The sequence below is a fragment of the Micromonospora maritima genome, from assembly GCF_902825405.1.
GTDB lineage: Bacteria > Actinomycetota > Actinomycetes > Mycobacteriales > Micromonosporaceae > Micromonospora > Micromonospora maritima.
On sequence record NZ_CADEAU010000406.1, the window covers coordinates 1 to 4,781 of the forward strand.

Consider the following 4,781-nt stretch of genomic DNA (forward strand, 5'->3'; position numbering starts at 1 on the left):
GGGTCGGCCTGCCCGCTGGGGTGGAACGCGCGCGCCCGCGCCGGTGTGCCGCGCACGGCGAGCGCGAGCAGCCCGGCGGCGCAGGTGACGCACTCGACCAGCTCGTCCGGCCCCGCGTCGGCCTCCACCACGGCGGCGAGCCGCACGTAGCGGTCGGCGGGGCGGGAGACGACCTGGGCCGCGTACGACAGCAACGTGTCGGCCAGGTGCTCGACGGTCTGCCGGCAGGTCCACTCCAACCCGCCGGCCGGGCGGGACCAGTCGGCGCCGGTCACCGACCCGAGCGTCGCGGCCACCACGGCCGCCGCCCGGTCGAGGTCGTCCGCCGTGACCGTCATCGCGCCCTCCCCAGGTCCGCCCTACGCCCCATCCTGCCCGAGCCGGGCCCACGCCGCCGCCCCGCCGGAACCCGATCGTGCCGCCCCGCGCCGGTGGGTAGCATCCGCGCCATGGCTCCCGTCACCCACCCCGGCGCCTGCCCGCTGGACTGCCCCGACACCTGCGTCTGGCAGCTCACCGTGTCCGACGGCCGGGCGGTCGCGTTGCGCGGCGACCGCGACCACCCGTTCACCCGGGGCGCGCTGTGCGGCAAGGTCAATCGCTACCTCGACGCGGTCAACGGCCCCGACCGGCTCACCACGCCCTGGGTCCGCACCGGGCCGAAGGGGGCCGGGCGGGTGGCGTACCGGCCGGCGACCTGGGACGAGGCGCTCCAGCGGGTGGCCGCCGGCCTGCGGGCGAGCATCGAACGCCACGGCCCGGAGTCGGTGCTGCCCTACTACTTCGCCGGCACGATGGGCCTGGTGCAGGGCTGGACCATGGGTCCGCGGCTGTTCGCGTACCTGGGCGCGTCCCGGTTGGACACCACCATCTGCACGGCCGCGGCGCGGGCCGCGCTGCGCTCGATGCACGGCGGCTCGGTGGGCTTCGAGCCGGAGACGATCGTCGAGGCGAAGCTGATCGTGCTCTGGGGCGCCAACCCGCTCGCCACCAACCTGCACCAGTGGCCGTTCGTGCAGCAGGCTCGCGAGCGCGGCGCGTACGTGGTGACGATCGACCCGCTGCGCACCGACACGGCCGCGCGCAGCGACGAGCACGTGGCGCCGCTGCCGGGCACCGACGCGGCGCTGGCGCTCGGGCTGATGCGACACGTCCGGGACGTCGGCGCCACCGACGAGGCGTGGCTGGCCGCGCACACGGTGGGCTGGCCGGAGCTGTCCGCCCGGCTCGACGAGTGGCCGGTGGACCGGGCGGCCGCCGAGTGCGGCCTGCCGGTCGAGGTGGTACGCCGCCTGGGCGACCGCATCGCCACCACCCGCCCCACCGCCGTACGCGTCGGGCTCGGCCTGCAGCGGCACCACGGCGCCGGGCAGGCGATCCGGGCGATCTGCGCGCTGCCGCTGGTCACCGGCGACTTCCGCCACCCCGGCGGCGGGTCCCTGGTGACGACCAGCGGACACCACCCGGTCGACAACGGCCCCGTGATCCGGCCCGCCGGCATGCCGGCGCCACCGGCCCGGTCGCTGAACATGAGCCGGCTGGCGGCCGTGCTGACCGGGGAGGCCGACCCGCCGGTGACCTCGCTCGTGGTGTTCGACGCCAACCCGGCCGCGACGGCACCGGACCAGACCCGGCTGCTCGCCGGCCTGCGCCGCGACGACCTGTTCACCGTGGTGCTGGAGCAGCGGTGGACCGACACCTGCGACTACGCCGACGTGGTGCTGCCGGCCACCATGCAGCCCGAGCACCTGGACCTGCACACCTCCTACGGGCACCACTACACGACGCTGAACCTGCCGGCCACCCGCGCGCCCGGGGAGGCGCTGCCGAACACCGAGATCTTCCGGCGCATCGCCGCGGCGCTGGGCATCGACCATCAGGCGTTCCGGGACAGCGACGAGGACCTGGCCCGGCAACTGCTGGCCGGCACCCCGATCGGCTTCGAGGAGTTGCGTGAGCGCACGTACGCCCGGCTCACCGGCGTACCTGTCGGTTCCGCGCCGTTCGCCGACGGTGGTTTCCCCACCCCGGACGGGCGGGCCCGGCTGCACGACCCCGCGCTGGCCCGGCTCGGCGTGGATCCGCTGCCGGGCTACACGCCGCCGGCCGAGGCCGCCGACGCCGGCCTGGCCCGCCGGTTCCCGCTGGTGCTGCTCGCCCCGGCGGGCCGGTACCTGATGAACTCGACGTTCGCCTCGCTGCCCTGGCACGCGCGGCGGACCGGGCCGCCGAGGGTGCACCTGCACCCGACCGACGCGGCGGCACGCGGGCTGGCCGACGGGGACGCGGTGCGGGTGCGCAACGACCGGGGCGCGTTCCTCGCCGCGGTCGCGGTGGACGAGGCGACCCGGCCGGGGGTGGCGTTCACCTACAAGGCGTACTGGGCGCGGCTGAGTCCCGGTCGGTCCACGGTCAACGCGGTCACCGCGGTGCGCGACACCGACCTGGGCGAGGCGCCGACGTTCCACGACTGCCGGGTCGAGGTGGAGCCGGTGCCGGCCGAGCTGCTGACCACCGAACCACCGGCCGACCGCGCCGCCGAAGCACCCGCCGACCGGGCCGCCGAGCCACCCGCCGGCCGGGCCGTCGAGGGGGCGGCGGCCGGCTGAGCCGGGACTTCCGGCCCGGTCGTCGGGGTCCGTGCGCCCCTGCTCCCCCGTCCCGCCGGTCCCTAGCGTCGGTGGTGGACACAGGGAGGTCGCCATGCGTACGTGGCAGGTGCAGGACGTGATGACCACCGACGTGGCGTCGGTACGGGAGGGCACGGCGTACCGGGAGATCGTCGACGTGCTGACCGGCCGGCACGTGACGGCGGTCCCGGTGGTGGACGGCGCCCGCCGGGTGCTCGGGGTGGTCTCCGAGGCGGACCTGATGTACAAGGTGGAGCTGCTGGGGCAGCCGCGCGAACGGCGCATCCTGCCCGACCGGCACCGCCGGGAGGCGCGGGCGAAGGCGGACGCGACGCTCGCGGCCGACCTGATGACCACGCCCCCGGTCACCGTGGCGCCGGACGCCACGCTCGTCGAGGCGGCCCGGGTGATGGACGCCCGCGACGTGAAGCGGCTGCCGGTGGTCGACGACCTGGGCCGGCTGGTCGGCATCGTGACCCGCGGCGACCTGCTCAAGGTGCACCTGCGACCGGACGCCGACATCCGGCGGGACGTGGTCGAGGAGGTGCTGCGGCGCACGCTCGGCGTCCGCGACGGTGTGGTGGACGTGGCCGTGCACGGCGGCGTGGTGACGCTGACCGGCCAACTGGAGCGCTGGTCCACCGTGCACCTGGCGCTGCGGCTGGCCCGGCAGGTCAGCGGCGTGGTCGAGGTGGTCGACGCGCTCGGCTACGCGATCGACGACGCGCCGATGTCGGCGCTGCGGCTCGGTGGCGGCACCCCGGCCGGCATCGCCTGAGCCCGCCCGCGCTCAGCCGTCGGCCAGGGCGTCCAGCACCAGCGCGGCCGTCCAGCTGAACGCCGGCGAGCCGAGACCGGCGCCGGTGTCCGGGTGGAAGTACTCGTGGCAGCCGGCGGTGTCGACCAGGTCGAGCAGGGACTCGCGCAGCCCGGCGGCCAGGTCGGCGCGGCGGTGCGTCCGCAGCGCCTGCCACAGCAGCCAGCCGGTGTTCACCCAGCTCGGGCCGCGCCAGTAGCGCAGCGGTTCGAAGTCCGGCGCGGTGCGGTCGTAGGTGGGCAGCGGCCGGTCCATCCGGGCGGCCAGCCCGAACCGCGGCGAGCACGCCTCGGCGAGCACCGCGCGTACCTGCGGCTCCGGCAGGTCGGGCAGGGCCAACGGCATCAGCCCGAGCACGGTACGGGCCGGCACGAGCCGGTCGGTGCGCAGGTCGCGCGGGCGGAACGTGCCGGCGAGCGGGTCCCAGAGCCGGGTGACGAGCGCCTCGGTGATGCGGGCCGCCCGGTCCCGGTGCGGTCCGGGATCGGCGCCGACGACCGTCGCGATCCGGGCCAGCGCGTACTCGGAGACGCCGAGCGCGGCGTTGACCAGCGGACACTCCACCAGGAACGGGTGCCGGCCGAGCAGCCCCTCGTCCCGGTAGCGGCCGTCCCGGTAGGCGTCGACGAGCGCGACGTAGCGCGCGTAGTCCAGGTCGGTGGGGCGCTGCGTCGCGGCGGCGTGCGCGGTGTCGTGCCGACGGTACGCGCGCATCACCGCCTCGTCGGCGGGCACCGCGGCCAGCGGGGCGTCCCAGGCGGGGCTGTTGTCCAGCCCGGACTCCCACGGGTGCACGATGGCGGCCAGCCCGCCGCCGCCGACGTCCCGCCGCCCGGTCAGGTAGCGCTGCTGCGCGACCAGCCGGGGGTAGAGCCGGCGCAGCGCGGCCACCGACGCCTCGGACGGGGCGCGCCGGTGCACCAGCCACGCGGCCGGGGCGTGCACGGGTGGCTGGACGATGCCGGAGGTGGCCACCGCGGGGGCGCCGTCGGCGCGGGCCGAGTCCCAGAACTCCGGCCCGGGGAAGTACGCGCCGACACGCAGCGCGGGGTTGAACACGATGTGCGGCACCCGCCCGTCGACCCACTGGGCGGCGAACAGCGTCCGCAGCTCCCGCCAGGCCCGGTCCGGGCGTACGTGGGCCAGACCGATCGCGATGAACGCCGAGTCCCAGCTCCACTGGTGCGGATAGAGCGTGCGCGAGGGCACCGTGTGGTCGTGTTCCCAGTTGGCGTCGAGGGTGGCCAGCGCGAGGCGGCGCAGCCGGGCGTCGCGTTCCGCGCCGGCGCGTACCCCGGCCGCCAGGCTGCCGGTCACGCGGCGGCCCGCCGGGG

At 76.6% G+C, this 4,781-nt stretch carries 4 protein-coding genes; 2 read left to right on the forward strand and 2 right to left on the reverse strand.

Annotation, left to right across the window (positions count from 1 at the left end):
- Positions 1-338 (reverse strand): DinB family protein (locus tag HUW36_RS25715; protein ID WP_343044365.1); only part of this gene is annotated, 338 nt, incomplete at its 3' end.
- A 111-nt stretch (positions 339-449) separates the two neighbouring features.
- Between HUW36_RS25715 and HUW36_RS25720 the strand changes: the two genes are divergently transcribed.
- Positions 450-2,609 (forward strand): molybdopterin-containing oxidoreductase family protein, encoded by a 2,160-nt coding sequence (locus HUW36_RS25720; protein ID WP_246248326.1) that lies wholly within the window; start codon positions 450-452, stop codon positions 2,607-2,609.
- Between the two features lie 94 nt (positions 2,610-2,703).
- The gene (locus HUW36_RS25725; protein WP_174530515.1) at positions 2,704-3,408 is read left to right on the forward strand and encodes a CBS domain-containing protein; all 705 of its coding nucleotides are present in this window, start codon (positions 2,704-2,706) and stop codon (positions 3,406-3,408) included.
- A 12-nt stretch (positions 3,409-3,420) separates the two neighbouring features.
- Here HUW36_RS25725 and HUW36_RS25730 read toward each other — a convergent pair whose 3' ends face one another.
- Positions 3,421-4,764: an MGH1-like glycoside hydrolase domain-containing protein gene (locus HUW36_RS25730; RefSeq protein WP_345155855.1), complete on the reverse strand. Its 1,344-nt coding sequence runs from the start codon at positions 4,762-4,764 to the stop codon at positions 3,421-3,423.
- Positions 4,765-4,781 lie beyond the last annotated feature (17 nt).

Excerpts from the sequence above, each read along its gene's own strand:
- HUW36_RS25720 (WP_246248326.1), top strand. The coding sequence starts at position 450 with ATGGCTCCCGTCACCCACCCCGGCGCCTGCCCGCTGGACTGCCCCGAC.
- HUW36_RS25725 (WP_174530515.1), top strand. The coding sequence starts at position 2,704 with ATGCGTACGTGGCAGGTGCAGGACGTGATGACCACCGACGTGGCGTCG.